We start from the raw sequence: 17,654 nt of genomic DNA, 5'->3' as shown, positions 1-17,654 counted from the left end.
CACTCTGATGCAACCGTTTTGGCCACGTCGCTCGCCGCACTTTCTTGCGTGCAGGAGGGCCGTGCGCCCCTTCGACGGGCCTGCGGTGATCGGGATGTCGGGCGGACCGGACTCGTTAGCGCTGGTCGCGGCGGCTGCGGCAGAGCAAAAGGACGTCTCGGTCCTGGTCGTGGACCACGGTTTGCAGCCCGGATCGACCGACGTCGCCGAGCGCGCCGCGGCCGTGGCGCGCGAGTTCGGGTTTGCCTCTACGGTCGCCAACGTGACAGTAGGTCCCGGCAACGTCGAGGCCGCCGCGCGCGAAGCAAGGTACGCCGCACTGCTCGAATCCGGCCGCGACGTCTGGGTCGCACACACCGCCGACGACCAGGCAGAAACCCTGCTACTCGGCGCGTTGCGGGGCAACCCGTCGGGCATGGCGCAGCGCAACGGGAAGATCGTCAGGCCGTTCCTACACATCCGCCGCGCAGACACCGTCGGGGCGTGCGAGGAACTCGGGCTCGAAGTCTGGCACGACCCGATGAATTCCGACCCGGCGTATCGTCGCGTAGCAATGCGCCAAAGCATCATCCCTGCGCTGACGGACTTGCTGGGCGGGGATGCGGTGCCGGCCCTTGCCACCACCGCGAACCGCATCGCAGCCGACCAGGCGCTCATTGAACAACTCGCGGACCTCACGCCGACCACGTCGTGTGTGGAGTTGGAGGGGGATGCGGGGCCGGTGAGGCGTCGTCGATTAGCAATATGGCTCTTAGATGAAGGAGTGCGGGTTCAAGGCGACCAACTGGCGGCGATCGAGGCACTGGTGACCAACTGGCGCGGGCAGGGGCCGATCGCGGTCGGTGGCGGGCGTTCGGTGGCGCGAATCGACGGGAAACTGGTCCTGACCTAGCCCAAATGTCCCAGGTGGTTGTGCCTTGTAGGAATCTAGTGGCAAGATGAGGAAGTTACGCGCAGGTGAACTGCGTGACGTCCGCGAGGCACAGCGAAAGGGAAAGGCCAGCCCATGACTGAGTTGCACGACACGAAGGATTTCAACGTTCCGCCGAACCGTTACGGCGACGACGTGGAGGCAATCCTGATCAGTGAGGAGGCGTTGCAGGACCGTATCCAGGAGTTGGCGGATATGGTGTCGGAGAAGTACCGCGACTCTGAAGAGGACCTCATTTTGGTGTGTGTGCTGAAGGGGGCGGTGTTCTTCCTAACGGACTTTGCGCGCAAGCTCTCCATTCCGGCTGAGATGGAGTTCATGGCGGTGTCCTCTTACGGCAACTCGACGACGAGTTCTGGCGTGGTCCGCATTCTGAAGGACCTGGATAAGGAGATCGCCGGCCGTGATGTGCTGGTGGTTGAGGACATCATCGATTCGGGTCTGACGCTGTCGTGGTTGCTGCGTAATTTGAAGAACAGGAACCCGAAGAGCCTTGAGGTCGTTACTCTATTGCGCAAACCGGATGTGCAGACGGCGCAGATCGACTTGCTTGACATTGGGTTCGATATCCCGAATGAGTTTGTGATCGGCTACGGCCTGGATTACGCGGAGCGCTACCGTGATTTGCCGTACGTGGGCACGTTGCATCCGCGCGTGTACTCGGACGCTGAGTAAAGCCGACTAGAACAAAGGTTTATGAGCAAAAATAAAAACGTCATGCGGTGGGGCATTATGGGCGCCATCGCGCTTATTGTGCTCTATTTGCTGACGCTGATTGGGGACGATTCCCGCGCTTACCAGAGCGTGGATACGTCGGTGGCGATGCAGCAGCTCCGCGAACATAACGCGGAGGAAGTGCAGATCGATGACCGCGAGCAGCGGGTGCGTATTGATCTGCGTGAGCCAATTACTGTCGACGAGCGCGAGGGCGTCGAGGCAATCTCCGCCCAGTACCCGGCTCGTACCGCACCGGATGTGTTCCAGGCGGTGCGTGATTCTGAGGCGGATTCCTACCAGACGAACGTGACGCAGGATTCGTTCCTGATGTCCATGCTGGGCTTCATGCTGCCGATGATCCTGGTGTTCGGCTTGCTGTTCTACTTCATGTATCGCATGCAGTCGGGCGGCGGCGGACCGTTTGGCATTGGTGGTTCGAAGGCGAAGCAGCTGACCAAGGACAACCCGACCAACACGTTCGATGACGTGGCGGGTGCCGACGAGGCCGTCGACGAACTCCACGAAGTGGTGGACTTCCTCACCGACCCGAGCGTGTACGAAAAGCTCGGCGCGAAGATCCCGCGTGGTGTGCTGCTCTATGGCCCGCCGGGCACCGGTAAGACCCTGCTCGCGCGTGCTGTCGCGGGTGAGGCAGGTGTGCCGTTCTACACCATTTCTGGTTCTGACTTTGTGGAGATGTTCGTCGGTGTCGGTGCGTCCCGTGTGCGTGACCTGTTCAAGCAGGCGCGTGAGAACGCTCCGTGCATCATCTTTGTCGACGAGATCGACGCCGTCGGCCGCCAGCGCGGCTCCGGTATGGGTGGCGGCCACGACGAGCGCGAGCAGACCCTGAACCAGTTGCTGGTGGAGATGGATGGTTTCTCCGGCCGCGAGGGCGTGATCCTGCTGGCGGCGACGAACCGTCCGGACATCCTGGACCCCGCGCTTTTGCGCCCGGGCCGTTTCGACCGCCAGATTCCGGTATCCAACCCGGACCTCGCGGGCCGTGCCCAGATTTTGAAGGTGCACGCGAAGGACAAGCCGTTGGCCAAGGACGTCAACCTGGATGCTTTGGCCAAGCGCACCGCGGGCATGTCGGGTGCGGACCTGGCAAATGTGCTTAACGAGGCCGCGCTGCTCACCGCCCGCATCGGCGGCAACGTGATCACCGCGGATGCGCTGGAGGAGGCCACGGACCGCGTGATCGGCGGCCCGCGTCGCTCCAGCAAGATCATCTCTGAGCACGAGAAGAAGGTCACCGCCTACCACGAGGGCGGCCACACGCTGGCCGCGTGGGCGCTCAAGGACATCGAGCGCGTGTACAAGGTGACCATCCTTGCCCGCGGCCGCACCGGCGGTTTCGCCATGACGGCCGACGAGGACGACAAGGGGATGTACACCCGCGACGAACTGTTTGCCCGCATGGTGTTCGCCATGGGCGGCCGCTCCGCCGAGGAGCTCGTCTTCGGCGCCCCGACCACCGGTGCGTCGAACGATATCGAGCAGGCCACGAAGATCGCACGTGCGATGGTCACCGAATACGGCATGACCTCCTCGCTCGGCGCGGTGAAGTACGGCCAGGAGCAGGGCGATCCGTTCTCCGGCCGCGGCGGTGGCGGCACACTCGAGTACTCGCCGGCAGTCGCCGCGAAGATCGACGAGGAGATGCAGGCGCTTCTCGACGAAGCCCACAAGGTCGCCTACACAACCCTCGAGCGCTACCGCGACGAGCTGGATACGTTGGCCTCGAAGCTTCTGGAGAAGGAAACCCTGCGCCGGGGCGATCTGGAGGAGATCTTCGACTCGATCGAGCCGCAACGCCCGACCTTGCCGGAGCACGACGTGCGCTTCGGCCGCCAGATCGGTCGCGAGCCGGTGAAGACCCCGGTGGAGATTGCGAAGGAGCGTGGCGAGGAGCCACCGAAGCGCTTCTCCATCCTGGAGGCGTCGAAGGCGACGCGTGAGCGTCGTCGCAAGGAACGCGAGGCGGAAGAGAAGGCAGCGGAGAAGAAGAGCTCCACGCGTTGGCAGCCGCCGAAGGGCCAGGCCCCGCAGTATCGCGGTGAGAAACCACCGGCGGACTGGACCTACGTGGGCGGACCGCAACCAAAGCAGCCTAAGCCGAAGCAGCACCCGGGTGCGGAGAACTACCCAACCCGGGAGACCGAGGAGATCGGCTTCCGCCTGCCGGAGCACGAACGCCCAGACCACCCAGCACGTGGTCCGGAGCCGGAGACCCGTCCGACTGCGTCTGAAGACGAGACCACCCAGTTGCCGCGCGAGCCGCGGGAGCCGAAGCACAGGAGGGACGACGATGACGACGTCTAAGTTTGACCAGGCCCGCGCCGAGGCGGCCGTGCGTGAACTGCTCATCGCGGTGGGGGAGGACCCGGACCGCGAGGGCCTCGTGGAGACGCCAGCGCGTGTGGCGCGCGCCTACGCCGAGGTGTTCGCGGGCCTGCACGAGGACCCGAAGGTGCACCTGGAGAAGTCCTTTTCGGAGAACCACCGCGAGTTGGTGCTCGTGCGTGACATTCCGATCTACTCCACCTGCGAGCACCACCTCGTGCCGTTCTACGGCGTGGCCCACATTGGCTACATCCCTGGCCAGGACGGCAAGGTGACCGGCCTGTCCAAGCTGGCCCGTGTGGCGGATATGTACGCGAAGCGCCCGCAGGTGCAGGAGCGGTTGACGGCGCAGATTGCGGACGCGATCGTCGAAAAGCTTGATGCGTCTGCGGTGATCGTCGTCATCGAATGCGAGCACCTGTGCATGGCAATGCGTGGAATTCGGAAGCCGGGTGCGACAACGACCACGTCCGCGGTGCGCGGCGGTTTTCAGAAGAACGCGGCCTCGCGTGCCGAGGTCATGAGCCTGATTAGGGGATAGAACACCAATGACCACTGTCGCCGACCTGACACTGTCCGGACGCACGAGTGTGATGGGGATTGTCAACGTCACGGAGGATTCGTTTTCGGATGGCGGCAAGTGGCTCGCCACCGACGATGCCATCGCCCATGCCCACGAGTTGGTGAAGTTGGGGGCGGACATTATCGACGTCGGCGCCGAATCCACCCGACCCGGCGCCACCCGCGTTCCCGCGGAGGTGGAAGCGGAGCGCATTCGCCCGGTGATCCGGACGTTGCACGAGGATGGCATCCGGACCTCGATTGACACGATGCGTGCCGCTACCGCGCAGGCCGCTGCTGAAGAGGGCGTGGATCTGATCAACGATGTCTCCGGTGGCCTGGCGGATGAGGACATGTACCGCGTGATGGCGGAAACGCAGCTGCCGGTGTGCCTCATGCACTGGCGTGCGGACGCGTTTGTCAACGCCTCGGGTGCGGCCGACCACGGCGGGGATGTGGTCAAGGACGTCCACCAGGTGCTGGCAGAACTCGTCGAGAACGCCCTGGCCGCGGGGGTGGCCAAGGAGCAGATCACGCTGGACCCGGGGTTGGGCTTTGCTAAGACCGCGGCCGATAACTGGGCGCTGCTCAACGCCCTGCCGGAGTTTATCGCCGGTGAGTTCCCGATTCTTGTGGGTGCGTCGCGCAAGCGTTTCCTCAGGGAGATCCGCGCGGATCGTGGTCTGGAGCACTCCCCGGTGGATGCGGACCCGGCTACCGCTGCCGTCACGGCGCTGTCTGCCCAGGCCGGCGCCTGGTGCGTTCGTGTGCACGAGGTTGCGGTCTCGCGCGACGCGGTGGATGTGGTGGCAAGGTGGAACCATGGCTGACCGCATCGAACTCAAGGGGCTTAAGTTCCACGCCAACCACGGCGTGCTCGAGCACGAAACGGAGTTTGGCCAGGCGTTCTCGCTGGACATTACGTGCTGGTTGGAGTTCGCAGACGCCGCGCGTGACGACGACCTGACCAAAACCGTCAACTACGCCGAACTGGCCGACACCGCGCTGGCCATTGCCATCGGTACGCCACGCCAGTTGATTGAGACCGTGGTTGTCGAGATCGCAGAGACCGCTATGCGCACCTACGACGTGCTGCAGGCCATCGAGGTCACTCTGCACAAGCCGCACGCGCCGATCCCGGCAGTGTTCGACGACGTCGCAGTAGTGGCTCGCCGCTCCCGGAAACGGATGTGATGCCCATGCGCGCAGTGCTGTCCTCCGGATCGAACATGGGTGATGCGCGTGCGCACCTGCGCGCGGTTGTGGATGAGTTCGCGAGCGAAACCGTTGCTGCCAGCTCCATCTACGCCACCGCGCCCTGGGGCAAGACTGACCAGCCGGACTTTCTCAATCAGAGCCTGCTGGTGGAGGTGGACCAAACCCCGCACGAGTTGCTCGAGCGCTGCCAGCGCCTGGAAAACGAGGCCGACCGTGTGCGCGTGGAGCGCTGGGGCCCTCGCACCCTGGACGTGGACATTGTCTGGATCGAGGGCTATACCTCCGACGATCCGGTGCTGACCGTCCCGCACCCGCGGGCGCACCTGCGCCAGTTTGTGCTCGAGCCGTGGTTGGAGATTGATCCGGGTGCGGAGTTGAAGGGGTCGTCGATACGCGAGCTGCTCGATGGCCTGGAGGATCAAGGGGTGCGCAAACTATGAAGCGCACGCCGATCGAGGGGATCATCGCCGCTGCTGGTTTCAGTGCCGCGGCTGCGCTGATTGTGGTGCGTCGCTACTACAGCTGGCTGGAGTCGCTGGATGTGATCGTGCCGCTGTCGTTGTGGTGCATCGCCGCGGTGGCTGGGTGGCTGGCGTGGGTGGTACACAAGCGCCGCAAGGACGGCCAGGTGGGGCTGGATCGGAGCCAACTCAACCCGATGCAGGCGGCGAACTTCATGGTGTTCGGCAAGGCCAGCGCCTGGGCAGGTGCGATCTGTGGCGGCATGTATGCAGGCGCGTTGATGTATGTGGTGCGCAAACTGGATGTGCTCGCAGCAGCATCTGACGACGTTGTGCCTTTGACCGTTGGCACCCTCGGCGGCGTCGCGCTGTGTGTAGCCGGGTTGGTGCTGGAGAAAAACTGCGAGGTGTCGCCACCCGCCGACGGGCAGGGGGTTGGCTAGAGTGTTGGGCATGAGTGCCAAAAACACATCCAGTGACAGCGCAACCCTGTGGGTCATCGTCCCCTTTGTTGTCGCCGTAATTGGCACCGTTGTCATGCTGTTTACCAACTCTGCCAACGCGCTGAAGATCGCGTTGATCTTCGCGCTGTGGGCCGGAGCGGCCGGGTTGATCTTGAACTTCCGCAGCCGCCGCGAGCGTGACGACGCCACCCGAGACGCCGAAGCAGCTCGCGAACAAGTCCGCGAGCAGGAAGAACGCCACAAGGCCGTCATCGCCGCCCTGCCGCAGAGCGAGGGCTCCGCGGTGGACATGGAAGCCCTTCGCGCGCTGCAGGATGAGATCCAGGCACTGCGAGCACAGTTGGAGGAGCTCAACGGCCGCGTCTTCGAGTACGAGCCGGCCGCCGTGCGCGCCTCTGCGCGTCGCATCTCCGAGTTGGAGAGCACCCCAGAACCAGAGCCAGCGCCGGAACCCACCCCGGAACCAGAACCGATCTCAGAACCAGAACCAGCGCGCCCGTCGCCGTCCAACGACGACACTGTCGTGCTCGACCGCGTGCGTCCGACAGGTGCGCCGAGCTCGGATGCGATCGCTGGCCGCATTGGCACCCAGCCGTCCGGCCGCCCTGCCCGCAACCCGCTGTCTGACCTGATCAGCGAGCGAAAGGCGCAAGCGGAAGCAGAAGCAAAGCCAGAACCGCAGCCAGAACCCAAGCCGGAGCCAACCCCGGAACCGGAACCGCAGGAGGAGCCGCGCCGTTCGGGCCGCCGTCGTCGTGACGAGCGCGAGAACTCCATTTCCGTCGCTGAACTGCTCGCCCGCCGGGGGAAGTAAATGGCGCCACGCCTGCTCGTAGGCGCAATCCCCGGCCACAGCCAACTCGCTCTCGACATGGAGCGCGCCGGGCACACCGTGCGCCCGATCGATATCAACACCGACCCGGGCGCGATCGCGCACGTGGACCTCGTGCTCATCGACGGCTCCGCGAACGATATCCGTGCCGCCGCAGAAATCCTGGCTGATTACGCGCGCCCGCAGCAGATGTTCCTCCACACCGCGTTGGAGGAAGGCCCGCAGTTGCTTGACGACGTCGAAACGTCCCAGGCCATCACCATGTGCGCCCACAACCTCTTCGACAACATCTGGGTCACCTCCGCCGCGGACGAACTCGGCGAAACCGTCGTGGGGCTGCTCATCGCGGAGATCGGCGGCACGAGCATGCGTATCGACGACACCGTCCGCCCCACCATCGCCGCCGCCCAAGAACTTCGCGCGCTGGAAGCGACGGTGCGCGACGACGCGCTCGAGCTGCTCATCGATACGGTTCCTGCGTTTGAGGCGGTGGCGGAGAAGTTCATCGAGGCGGCGTCGGGTCGTCGATACGCAAAAAGCGTCAACGACTTGGACCGGATGCTCGACGCACTGCCGGAACCCGGGGTGCGCAGGCTGTTTGTGGATCTGCAGCGCCGACGCGGTGAGATGGAGCAGGACACGGATACGGAACTGTGGGTTATTCAGAAATACGAGGGAAGATAAAGGGGAAGATAGATGGCGTTTGAGGCAGGTAAGGCAGTCGTCGTTACGGATGAGGCGCTGCTGGCAACGTACGGGCGGGCGTTTCGCAAGATTGGCAAGTCCGTTGTGGTCGTGCCGTTGGGTCGCGATGTGCACGCGGGTCACATTGAGTTAATCCGTGCGGCGAAGTCGCTGCTCGGCTCGTACGTCGTGGTCACGTTTACTGGCGACGAGGTGCCGGACATCTTCGCCGAGGAGAAGGTGGACGTGGTGTTCCACGGCCCGCTGGAGACCAAGGTGCGGGTGGATTCCGGGGTGGATCCGCTGGAGGACCCGGAGCACACGCAGCGCGAGGTGGCGCGCATCCTTGCTGCGATTAACGCCTCGCATGCGACGGATGTGGTGTTGGGGGAGAAGGACTTTGAGGTGCTCGTCGCCACGCAATATGCGGTCTCTGGCCTGCGTATGGAGGTCAAACTGCACTCCGTGCCTACCGTGCGCACCCCGAACGGGCTGGCGGTGTCGCTGCGCAACGCCGACGTGCCGGAGGACCTGCGCGAGGCCGCTCTCGCACTGCCGGCGGCGCTGACCGCAGGCGCCCACGCCGCTGAGCAGGGCGCCGAGGTCGTGTTGGAAACCGTGCGTGGTGTGCTCGCCGCCGAGGGCCTTGAACCGGCCTACCTTGAGCTGCGCGACCTGGCGATGCGCGAAGCGCCCGAGCGTGGCGACGCCCGCCTCCTCGCCGCCGTCGACCTCGGCCCTGTGCGCCTGGCCGACAACGTGGGTTTGCCGCTCGGGATTGGCTTCAAGCACATCGAAGAAGATAGGTAGCCGAACGGGCTGCGGTCGCAGGCGGTAGAATGCGGCGCATGTCTGTGCCCAACATCGCCGGAATCCTCGCCGACCGCTTCGGCTTCGCCTTCACCCCTGAGCAGGTGCGTGAAAGCGGCCGTACTGAAACGTCCACGTTGTACACCGCGTCGGACGACAAAGGCCACGCCGTAGAGGTGGAGGTCTTTGACACGAAGGTGGCGGAACACCTCGGCGCCGACGTGAACACGCTCAACAGCCGCCTCGCGCTGGCGGCGCATCCGGGCGCGTTCCAGCCGCGCAGTGTGGGTACCACCGACGAAGGGCAGCTTTTCGTCCTGCGCGAGGCCGCAACCGGCACGCCGCTGAGCGACCTCATTGCGGAGAAGGGCGCGACGTTTACCCAGCAGGAAGTGCGTGACCTGCTCGCCCCGGTGGTCGAGGCCATCGATGACTACGACCTCAAGGGCCTGTCCGGGTTCGTCTCCCGTTCTATTTCGCCGGAGCGACTTTTGGTGCAGCCGCAGTGGTCGACCACCCCGGTGAAGCTCACCCTGGTTGGTCCGAGTACCGACGCGGTTGGCTCGGATGAGGAGTTGGCCAAGGCGAATGTGGACAAGTTCGCCAGCGTGGTCAGTCTGATGACGGGAGAGGCCCCACGCGAGGGCGTGCGCACCTGTGCGGATGTGCTGCATATGGTGCCGGTGGGCGAGGCGCCCCAGGAGGCGTCCAACATCGACGTTGCTCCCAACCCGGAGGACGGCTATCGCAAGCGCCCTGAGCCGTACGCGTACGGCCCGGACGGCAACTACACCCGCCCGGCGGCGACGAACGAGAAGAAAGTCCCGTGGCCGTGGATCATCGCGATCCTGGCGCTACTGCTCATCGCTATTGCGGCACTGTGGTATTGGTCCGCCAACCGCGGCGAGGCCTGGGAGGGTGCGGAGGCGCAGATCGCCGAGGAGTACCCGGATATCGTGTCCAAGAAGTCCGGCCAGAAGGGCTGGCAGGACCTGCGCTGCGAGAACGGCTCGACCGATCCGGACCAGGAAGGCAAGATCCGCTGCGCCAACGCAGAGTTGGGCGTGTCTGTGGTGAAGTACGCCGACGAGTATGACCGCGACGATGCGGTGCCGGACCCGCGCGAGGCCGTCGTTCTGGGCTCCGGTGAGTGCACCGTGAACTCCTATGAGTTGCCGGACGCGAACCCGCCTGCCTATGTGATGGTGCCGCAGGACAAGCCTGAATACCTCATGATTATTAACGGTTTGAACTCGGAAGAGCAGCGTCTGGATCTTCCGCTTTGCCAATAGACTACGATTGACCGGCGTGAGTACGCAGGATCTTTCAGAGCAGCAGCAAATCCGCCGGGAGAAGAGGCAACGGCTTATCGGCGAGGGCCGTGATGCCTACCCCGTCGAAGTTGACCGTACGACCTCGCTGAAGGACCTGCGGGCGAAGTACCAGGTCGTTGAAGAGGGCGAAGGCGACGGCGTGACCCGCCTTGAGGCCGGCCAGGAAACCCAGGATGTGGTGGCCGTCGCCGGCCGCATCATGTTCCAGCGCAACACTGGCAAGCTTTGCTTTGCCACCTTGCAGGAGGGTGACGGCACCCAGTTGCAGGTCATGTTGTCGCTGGCAGAGGTGGGCGAGGAGGCCCTCGCGCAGTGGAAGGCTGACACGGACCTGGGTGACATTGTCTCGGTTCGTGGGCGCATCATTGCTTCTCGACGAGGCGAGCTCTCCGTCCAGGCACAGTCCTGGCACATGGCCTCGAAGGCCTTGAGCCCGCTTCCGGTCGCGTTTGCGGACATGAACGAGGAGCAGCGCGTCCGTCGCCGTTACACGGATCTGATCATGCGCGAGGATGCGCGCAAGAACGCCATGACCCGTATCAAGGTCATGGCCGCGGTGCGTAAGTTCCTGACGGGCCTGGACTTTGTGGAGATTGAGACGCCGATGCTGCAGACGCTGCACGGCGGTGCTGCGGCGCGTCCGTTTGTCACCCACTCCAACGCCTTGGATATCGACTTGTACCTGCGCATTGCGCCGGAGCTCTACCTAAAGAGGGCCGTTGTTGGTGGTCTGGAGCGCGTCTTTGAGATCAACAAGAACTTCCGCAACGAGGGCGTGGATTCGTCCCACTCGCCGGAGTTCACCATGTTGGAGACCTACCAGGCGTGGGGCACCTACAAGGACGGCGCCGAAACCATGAAGGGTCTTGTCCAGTTCTGTGCCCAGGAAGTCTTCGGCTCCCAGAAGGTCACGCTGGCTGACGGCACCGAGTATGACTTCGGCGGCGAGTGGAAGGTACTGGAGATGTACCCGTCGCTCAACGAGGCGCTGCAGCGTAAGTTCCCGGGCCAGCCTGAGGTGACCATCGATTCCTCCGTGGAGGAACTCAAGGGCATCGCTGAGATTATCGGTCTGAAGGTTCCGGAGAATGCAGGCTGGCTGCACGGCAAGCTTGTTGAGGAAATCTGGGAGGAGCTTTGCTCCGACCAGCTCTATGAGCCGACCTTTGTCATTAACTTCCCGGTGGAGACCTCCCCGCTGACCCGCGACCACCGCGAGCAGCCGGGTGTGACCGAGAAGTTCGACCTCTACGTCCGTGGCTTCGAATTGGCCACCGGCTACTCCGAGCTCATCGACCCGGTGATCCAGCGCGAGCGCTTCGAAGACCAGGCCCGCCTGGCGGCGCATGGTGACGACGAGGCCATGGTGCTCGACGAGGACTTTCTCGCCGCTATGGAGCAGGGCATGCCGCCGACAGCAGGTTGCGGCATGGGCGTGGATCGCCTGCTGATGGCCTTGACCGGCCTGGGTATCCGCGAGACCGTCCTGTTCCCGATGGTGAAGCCGGAGGCGTAACGACGATGCGCCGTTGGCCCCTCGCAGCAGCCGGAGTACTCCTCGCAGCCTCGTTGGCGGGCTGTGGCAGTAGTGAACAAGCAGAGCTTGCGGAGCCAACGGTGCCTACCACGCCAACCACAACAACGTCGCAGCTGCCCCCACCGGATTGCTCCACTGATGCAATCAAAAATTCGCCAGGGCTTGAAGAGTTTGAGCTGTATGGTCCTTGCGAAGGTGGATTCACTCGTCCTGGAGTTCCGAATTCCGGCAACATCATCCTCGCGCAGTGGGACGGTAAGCACTGGGTAGAAGTAGAGTCCGATGGCGTGTGGGATGGCATGGGTATGGCGCGGCCGTGCTTTAACCCGGGTCGTCTTGAGGAGCTCGGCGTTCCCGAATCCCTGGCGGATAAGGAGCCACGCTGCGGCGTATACCCGCCTGGTCAGGAGCCGCCCCACAAGAAGCAGGCGAAGGCTTCCACTCCTGTGCCGACATCGAGCACACTCGACCCAAACTGGGGGATTAAGCGCGACAGCGATGGCGTGATTGTCGAGGCGCAGTTTGAAGGGGTTAAGCGTCAAATCTCTGCGCCGAATTGTGATGGACGAGGAATTCTCATTCTCGATTCCGTAATTGCGGACGGAGATGTTGGCTCGACACACTCCAAGCTTGCGTTTGACATTGCATATCTCGGCGATGGAAATGCTGAGTTCACCTATCCAGGTCACTGCCCGTCGCTTCGCGCACAGGTCGATGGCAACGATATTTACCCGGTGTACCTCGATTTTGGCCACGACACGGATGCGCTGTGTGCTGCAAAGAAGAACTACGGCGGGAACGCGCGAGTGTTGTCGGATCGTGAGGAATATCTCGACCCCTGCTAATTGTGCACGGTGGTTATAACCAACTAACGTTTGATGTGACTAAACCATGTGGTTGAAAGGAGCATCAGCATGGCGACCACTAAGGCGAGCCTGCAAGATCAGGCTGCCGATATCCTCGCCGGAATCGGCGGGGCCGACAACATCGCATCGATGACGCACTGTGCGACCCGACTGCGGTTCGAACTCAACGACGCCTCCCTGGCCGACAAAGACCGCCTCGAAGCAAACCCGAAGGTAATGGGCGCGGTACCCCAGGGCGGCAGCCACTACCAGGTCATCGTCGGTGGTGACGTGGCTACGGTGTACAACGCGATCAATAACCTGCCCGAGATGGCGGGCCGCTCGGTTTCCAACGACGAGCTGAAGAAGCAGCAGCGTGACAAGGCTAAGGGCAAGATGCCGTGGCTGGATACGTTCTTCGAGTACCTTTCCGACTCCTTCCGCCCGATCCTGGGTGTGCTGTTGGGCGCGTCGCTGATCATTGCGTTTGCGGCGTTCCTCGACGCGTTTCACATCATTGACTTCCGCGCGGAAGTGAAGACGCCGGGCTGGCAGTTCGTCGACGCCATGTGGGGCTCGGTGTTCTTCTTCCTGCCGGTGGCGGTGGCCTACAACGCGGGCAAGAAGCTCAACATCGACCCGTGGGTGCCAGCGGCGATCATGCTTGCGCTATTTACCCCGGACTTCATTGACTTGAAGGACCACCCCGATGCGCGGGTGATCGATCTGTTCGGCGCACCGACCGACGTCGTCGATGTGTTCGGCCTGCCGATGATTCTGAACGGCTACAACGGCAACGTGTTCGTGCCGCTGATCATGGCGGCTGTTGCGGCCCTGCTGTACAAGGGGTTGCAGAAGATCATTCCGTCTGCCGTGCACATGGTGTTTGTGCCGTTTTTGACGCTGCTGGTCATGATCCCGGTCACCGCGTTCATCATTGGCCCGTTCGGCTACCTGCTCGGCGCGTGGATCGGTACTGGTCTGGCGTGGATGAACGGCAATGCGCCGTTCCTGTTCGCGCTGCTGATCCCGATGCTCTACCCGTTCCTGGTTCCGCTTGGCCTGCACTGGCCGCTTAACGCGCTGATGCTGGTGAACATCAACACCCTTGGCTACGACTTCATCCAGGGCCCGATGGGTGCGTGGAACTTTGCCTGCTTCGGCGCCACCGCCGCGGTGCTGGCTATTTCTATTCGTGACCGCGACCCGCTGATGCGCCAGACCTCCGGTTCCGCCCTCGCCGCGGGCCTGCTCGGCGGCATCTCCGAGCCGTCGCTCTACGGTATCCACCTGCGCTTTAAGAAGATCTACCCGCGCATGCTCGTCGGCTGCTTCGCCGGCGGCCTGACTATCGCGATCCTGGGCACCCCGTTCGGTGGTGTGAAGACGAACGCGTTCGTGTTCACCTCCATCCCGACCATGTTCGTGTTCGACCCGATGTGGGTCTACATGATCGCCATCGCAGTGGCGTTCTTCACCTCGTTCTTCATCATCCTGATCACCGACTACCGCACCCCTGAGGAGAAGGCGGACGCGCTTGCTCGCGCGGCTGCTGCTCGTGAGGAGGAGCCGGTTGCGGTTGTGGGGTCGTCGCAAAGCACTGAAAGCACAGTGCTCGCTCCTGTCGCTGGTGAGGTTGTGGCGATGGCAGCGCTTAACGACGCCGCCTTCGCTTCCGGCGCCCTCGGCCAGGCTGTTGGTGTGATTCCGGCGAATGACAAACTCACCGTGGTTGCGCCCGCTGCGGGCAAGGTGATTTCTGTGGCGAAGACTGGCCACGCCTACGGCATCAAGACCGACGACGGCGCGGAACTGCTCGTCCACATCGGCATCGACACCGTGAAACTCGAGGGCGAGGGCTTCACCCCGCTGGTGGAGAAGAAACAGGAGGTTGCGGCAGGTGACGCGCTGGCGGAGGTGGACTTCCCAGCGATTGCTGCCAAGGGGGTCGACACCACTGTGATCACCACCGTGGTCAACTCCAAGAAACTCGGCGGAGTAAACGACGTGGCCGATGGCACCGTCGAAATTGGAGATGCGATCCTCGAGATCACGCCCGCCGAGTAGGCTCGGTGGCATGACTGAGCGCACAGTTCTTCACGGCATTGGTGTGTCCGCTGGTACTACCTGCGGACCCGTCGCGGTAGTGACCCCGGCGGTGGGTATCGATAACCACGAGCCCGCCTCCGTGAACCCCGAGGCGGATGGTCAGCGGATACGGGAAGTGTTGGGGGAGGTGGCGTCGTCGTTACGCGAACGCGCGGCGCACGCCAACTCGAAGGCGTCGCAGGAGGTGCTCGAGGCCACCGCGGCGCTGGCCACGGATCGTGGCCTGATCCGCGGGGTGGACAAGGAACTGAAGAAGGGCAGCGGCCCCACCAAAGCGGTACACGACGCGGTGGAGACGTACGCGAACAAGCTGCGCAAACTCGGCGGCTACATGGCCGAGCGTGTCACCGACCTTTACGACATCCGCGACCGCGCCACCGCACGCCTTCGCGGCTTGCCGGAGCCGGGCGTGCCGGATCTGACGGCACCGTCTGTGCTGGTCGCGCACGATCTTGCGCCCGCTGAGACCGCCACGCTGGACCCTGCGATGGTGCTCGGCATTGTCACCGAGGCGGGTGGCGCGACCTCGCATACCGCGATCCTCGCCGCACAGCTCGGCATCCCCGCCGCAGTGCAGGTCAAGGGCATTTCCGATGCGATTGTCGACGACCCCCGCATCGCCCTCGACGGCAGCACCGGCCAAATCATCGTCGCCCCGTCCGATGAGGACGTCGCCGAACTCGACGAGCGCTCCCGCCGCCGCGCCGCCGCACTGGAAGGCTCCGCCGGCGCCGGCGCCACCCGCGACGGCCACGCCGTGAAACTGCTGGCCAACATCGGCACTGCCGAAGACGCGGTGAAGGCTGCGGGCTACGACCTGGAAGGCTCCGGCCTGTTCCGCTCTGAGTTTCTCTTCCTGGATCGCGACTCCGCGCCCAGCGTGGACGAGCAGACCGAGACCTACACCAAGGTCCTCGAGGCCTTCGGTGCGCGCCGCGTGGTGGTGCGCACCCTCGACGCCGGCGCCGACAAGCCGCTGTCGTTTGCGGACCTTGGCGAGGAGGAAAACCCCGCCCTCGGCCGCCGTGGCCTGCGCCTGTCCCAAGCCCGCGAGGATCTGCTCGCCGACCAATTGGAGGCACTCGCCAACGCGCAGCGCAACGTCCCGGACGCCGAACTGTGGGTCATGGCGCCCATGGTCGCCACGGTCGAGGAGGCCGAGTGGTTCGCCGAACGCGCCCGCGCTGCTGGCCTGAAGCAGGTGGGCATCATGGTCGAAACCCCTGCGGCCGCGATTCGCGCCGGGCAGGTGCTCGACGTTGTGGACTTCGGCTCCATCGGCACCAACGACCTTTCCCAGTACACGATGGCCGCTGACCGCATGCAGGGCGAACTCGCCGAACTGCTCTCGCCCTGGCAGCCCGCGGTGCTGTCCATGATCCGCGAGACCTGCCGTGGCGGTGAAGCTACTGGCAAACCCATCGGCGTGTGTGGCGAGGCCGGCGGCGACCCGCTCATGGCCCTCGTCCTTGTCGGCCTTGGTGTGAAGTCGCTGTCTATGGCGCCCGGCAAGGTCAACGCAGTGCGCGCGGCGCTGCGCCTGCACGACATGGATACCTGCCGGAAGATGGCCGATGCTGCCCTTGCCGCCCGGACCGCTGAAGATGCACGTGAGGCGGTGCTTGGGATCGCGGATTCGGTAATTCTTGACCTACTGTGAACCGCATAGTCTAGTATTGGCAGACAAAGTTGTTCACGATAGGGAAAGGGCTTCCCCATGAAGCGTTTCGCGTCCATTGCTTTGTCTGCCGCAGTTGGCCTTGGCCTCGTTGCTTGCTCCAGTGATTCGGGCGACCTCGAGCCACTTACGGTGTTAGCAGTGCCGACACCGCATGCGGAAATTCTGCGCTATGTCGATGAGAAGAATCCGGAGTACGAGCTCGACGTGAAGGTCGTTCCGGGTGGTATCGACCCGAACATGTCGGTAGCCAATGGCTCTGCTGCTGCGAACTTCTACCAACATCCGCCATACCTGCTGGACTGGGAGACTCAGACCGGTAAAAAGTTGGTCAACATCGTCGGAGTCCACATTGAGCCGATGGGGATGTACTCCAACTCCATTGATTCCATCGATCAGCTGAAACAAGGGGCGAAGATTGCGACGCCGAACTCCCCGTCCGACCTAGCGCGTGCGTTGATCCTGCTGGAGGCCAACGGTGTCATCGGTCTGGACCAGGAGATCGATCCGGCAAACGTGTCCAAGATCAACCTGCAGTCGATCACCGACAACCCGAAGGACATTGAGATCGTCCCAGTCGACGATGTGATCGTTATCCAGTCGTTGTCGGATGACTCGATCGACGGCGTCATCTCGTCGTCCAACTTCGCACTCCAGGTCGGCCTGAACCCGTCGGAGGACTCTGTCATTGCCGAAAGCCCGGAGAACAACCCGTACGTGAACATCCTCGCAGCCAATGGGGACGCGGCGAAGGATCCTCGCATCGAGAAGCTGGCGGCGGACCTGAGCTCGCCGGAGACCGCAGAGTGGATCCGCGAGAAGTACAGCGGCTCCGTAATCCCGGTGAATTAATGAAAAGCCACGGTATCGACGTCGACCCGCAAGGCCGGTGCGCCCACTGGCACTCGGAGTGCGACGTCATTGCCAATACCTGCGGGTCCTGCCACAAACTCTGGGCCTGTTCGCTGTGCCATGACGAGTTGGCGGATCACCGGTTTGTGGGCGTCGATAAGCACCTGCGCTCTGTGATGTGCCCCTCGTGCGGGCACCCGTTTAATCCGGGCTGCAAACTGCATGAAAATGTGTATTTCAGGGATGTTCGCTAAGGGTGAACATCCCCTCTG

18 protein-coding genes are annotated in these 17,654 nt (G+C 63.5%); 17 read left to right on the top strand and 1 reads right to left on the bottom strand.

Features of this window, described 5'->3' with window-relative positions:
* Positions 1–7: 7 nt before the first annotated feature.
* From tilS to HMPREF2617_RS03065, 17 genes are all read left to right on the top strand, one after another.
* A complete protein-coding gene (gene tilS / locus HMPREF2617_RS03145; RefSeq protein ID WP_070839857.1) occupies positions 8–892 on the top strand; it encodes a tRNA lysidine(34) synthetase TilS in 885 nt (294 codons plus the stop codon).
* Positions 893–1,006: 114 nt separating this feature from the next.
* A complete protein-coding gene (hpt, locus tag HMPREF2617_RS03140; RefSeq protein ID WP_070839854.1) occupies positions 1,007–1,606 on the top strand; it encodes a hypoxanthine phosphoribosyltransferase in 600 nt (199 codons plus the stop codon).
* A 21-nt stretch (positions 1,607–1,627) separates the two neighbouring features.
* Complete coding sequence (gene ftsH, locus HMPREF2617_RS03135; RefSeq protein WP_070839851.1) at positions 1,628–3,976, top strand: ATP-dependent zinc metalloprotease FtsH; 2,349 nt, start codon at positions 1,628–1,630, stop codon at positions 3,974–3,976.
* Positions 3,963–4,538 (top strand): GTP cyclohydrolase I FolE, encoded by a 576-nt coding sequence (gene folE / locus HMPREF2617_RS03130; RefSeq protein ID WP_070839848.1) that lies wholly within the window; start codon positions 3,963–3,965, stop codon positions 4,536–4,538. The genes ftsH and folE overlap by 14 nt, the downstream gene beginning before the upstream one ends.
* A gap of 7 nt (positions 4,539–4,545) precedes the next feature.
* The gene (folP, locus tag HMPREF2617_RS03125; RefSeq protein WP_070820572.1) at positions 4,546–5,388 is read left to right on the top strand and encodes a dihydropteroate synthase; all 843 of its coding nucleotides are present in this window, start codon (positions 4,546–4,548) and stop codon (positions 5,386–5,388) included.
* Entirely contained in the window at positions 5,381–5,752 is a 372-nt protein-coding gene (gene folB / locus HMPREF2617_RS03120) for a dihydroneopterin aldolase (protein WP_070450300.1), read from the top strand. The genes folP and folB overlap by 8 nt, the downstream gene beginning before the upstream one ends.
* Before the next feature lie 5 nt (positions 5,753–5,757).
* On the top strand, positions 5,758–6,216 hold the full coding sequence (folK, locus tag HMPREF2617_RS03115; protein WP_070839903.1) for a 2-amino-4-hydroxy-6-hydroxymethyldihydropteridine diphosphokinase: 459 nt from the start codon (positions 5,758–5,760) through the stop codon (positions 6,214–6,216).
* The gene (locus tag HMPREF2617_RS03110; protein ID WP_070839845.1) at positions 6,213–6,680 is read left to right on the top strand and encodes a DUF3180 domain-containing protein; all 468 of its coding nucleotides are present in this window, start codon (positions 6,213–6,215) and stop codon (positions 6,678–6,680) included. Before folK ends, HMPREF2617_RS03110 begins: the two co-directional genes overlap by 4 nt.
* Before the next feature lie 10 nt (positions 6,681–6,690).
* Positions 6,691–7,515 carry a DUF6779 domain-containing protein gene (locus tag HMPREF2617_RS12400; protein WP_070839900.1) on the top strand — a complete coding sequence of 275 codons (825 nt, stop codon included), beginning with the start codon at positions 6,691–6,693 and terminating at the stop codon, positions 7,513–7,515.
* Positions 7,516–8,217 (top strand): 6PGD fold domain-containing protein, encoded by a 702-nt coding sequence (locus HMPREF2617_RS03100; RefSeq protein WP_070568718.1) that lies wholly within the window; start codon positions 7,516–7,518, stop codon positions 8,215–8,217. It abuts the gene before it with no gap.
* A 12-nt stretch (positions 8,218–8,229) separates the two neighbouring features.
* Positions 8,230–9,027 (top strand): pantoate--beta-alanine ligase, encoded by a 798-nt coding sequence (locus HMPREF2617_RS03095; RefSeq protein WP_070422484.1) that lies wholly within the window; start codon positions 8,230–8,232, stop codon positions 9,025–9,027.
* Positions 9,028–9,065: 38 nt separating this feature from the next.
* Positions 9,066–10,319 (top strand): hypothetical protein, encoded by a 1,254-nt coding sequence (locus tag HMPREF2617_RS03090; RefSeq protein ID WP_070450286.1) that lies wholly within the window; start codon positions 9,066–9,068, stop codon positions 10,317–10,319.
* A 16-nt stretch (positions 10,320–10,335) separates the two neighbouring features.
* On the top strand, positions 10,336–11,877 hold the full coding sequence (lysS, locus tag HMPREF2617_RS03085) for a lysine--tRNA ligase (protein WP_070839896.1): 1,542 nt from the start codon (positions 10,336–10,338) through the stop codon (positions 11,875–11,877).
* Positions 11,878–11,882: 5 nt separating this feature from the next.
* The gene (locus HMPREF2617_RS11835) at positions 11,883–12,743 is read left to right on the top strand and encodes a hypothetical protein (protein ID WP_141762989.1); all 861 of its coding nucleotides are present in this window, start codon (positions 11,883–11,885) and stop codon (positions 12,741–12,743) included.
* Positions 12,744–12,812: 69 nt separating this feature from the next.
* The gene (locus tag HMPREF2617_RS03075; protein ID WP_070839838.1) at positions 12,813–14,810 is read left to right on the top strand and encodes a glucose PTS transporter subunit IIA; all 1,998 of its coding nucleotides are present in this window, start codon (positions 12,813–12,815) and stop codon (positions 14,808–14,810) included.
* A gap of 10 nt (positions 14,811–14,820) precedes the next feature.
* On the top strand, positions 14,821–16,512 hold the full coding sequence (ptsP, locus tag HMPREF2617_RS03070) for a phosphoenolpyruvate--protein phosphotransferase (protein ID WP_070839836.1): 1,692 nt from the start codon (positions 14,821–14,823) through the stop codon (positions 16,510–16,512).
* A 57-nt stretch (positions 16,513–16,569) separates the two neighbouring features.
* Positions 16,570–17,382: a MetQ/NlpA family ABC transporter substrate-binding protein gene (locus tag HMPREF2617_RS03065; protein WP_070839833.1), complete on the top strand. Its 813-nt coding sequence runs from the start codon at positions 16,570–16,572 to the stop codon at positions 17,380–17,382.
* On the opposite strand, the gene HMPREF2617_RS12430 is transcribed toward HMPREF2617_RS03065, so the two are convergent.
* A complete protein-coding gene (locus HMPREF2617_RS12430; RefSeq protein WP_210400802.1) occupies positions 17,379–17,606 on the bottom strand; it encodes a hypothetical protein in 228 nt (75 codons plus the stop codon). The two genes, HMPREF2617_RS03065 and HMPREF2617_RS12430, sit on opposite strands and share 4 nt — an antisense overlap.
* Positions 17,607–17,654: the final 48 nt, after the last annotated feature.

This window comes from Corynebacterium sp. HMSC070H05, from assembly GCF_001837615.1.
In the GTDB taxonomy this organism is placed as follows: domain Bacteria; phylum Actinomycetota; class Actinomycetes; order Mycobacteriales; family Mycobacteriaceae; genus Corynebacterium; species Corynebacterium coyleae.
The sequence above is the reverse complement of the archived record's forward strand: the minus strand, read 5'-3'. Positions and strand labels throughout refer to the sequence as shown.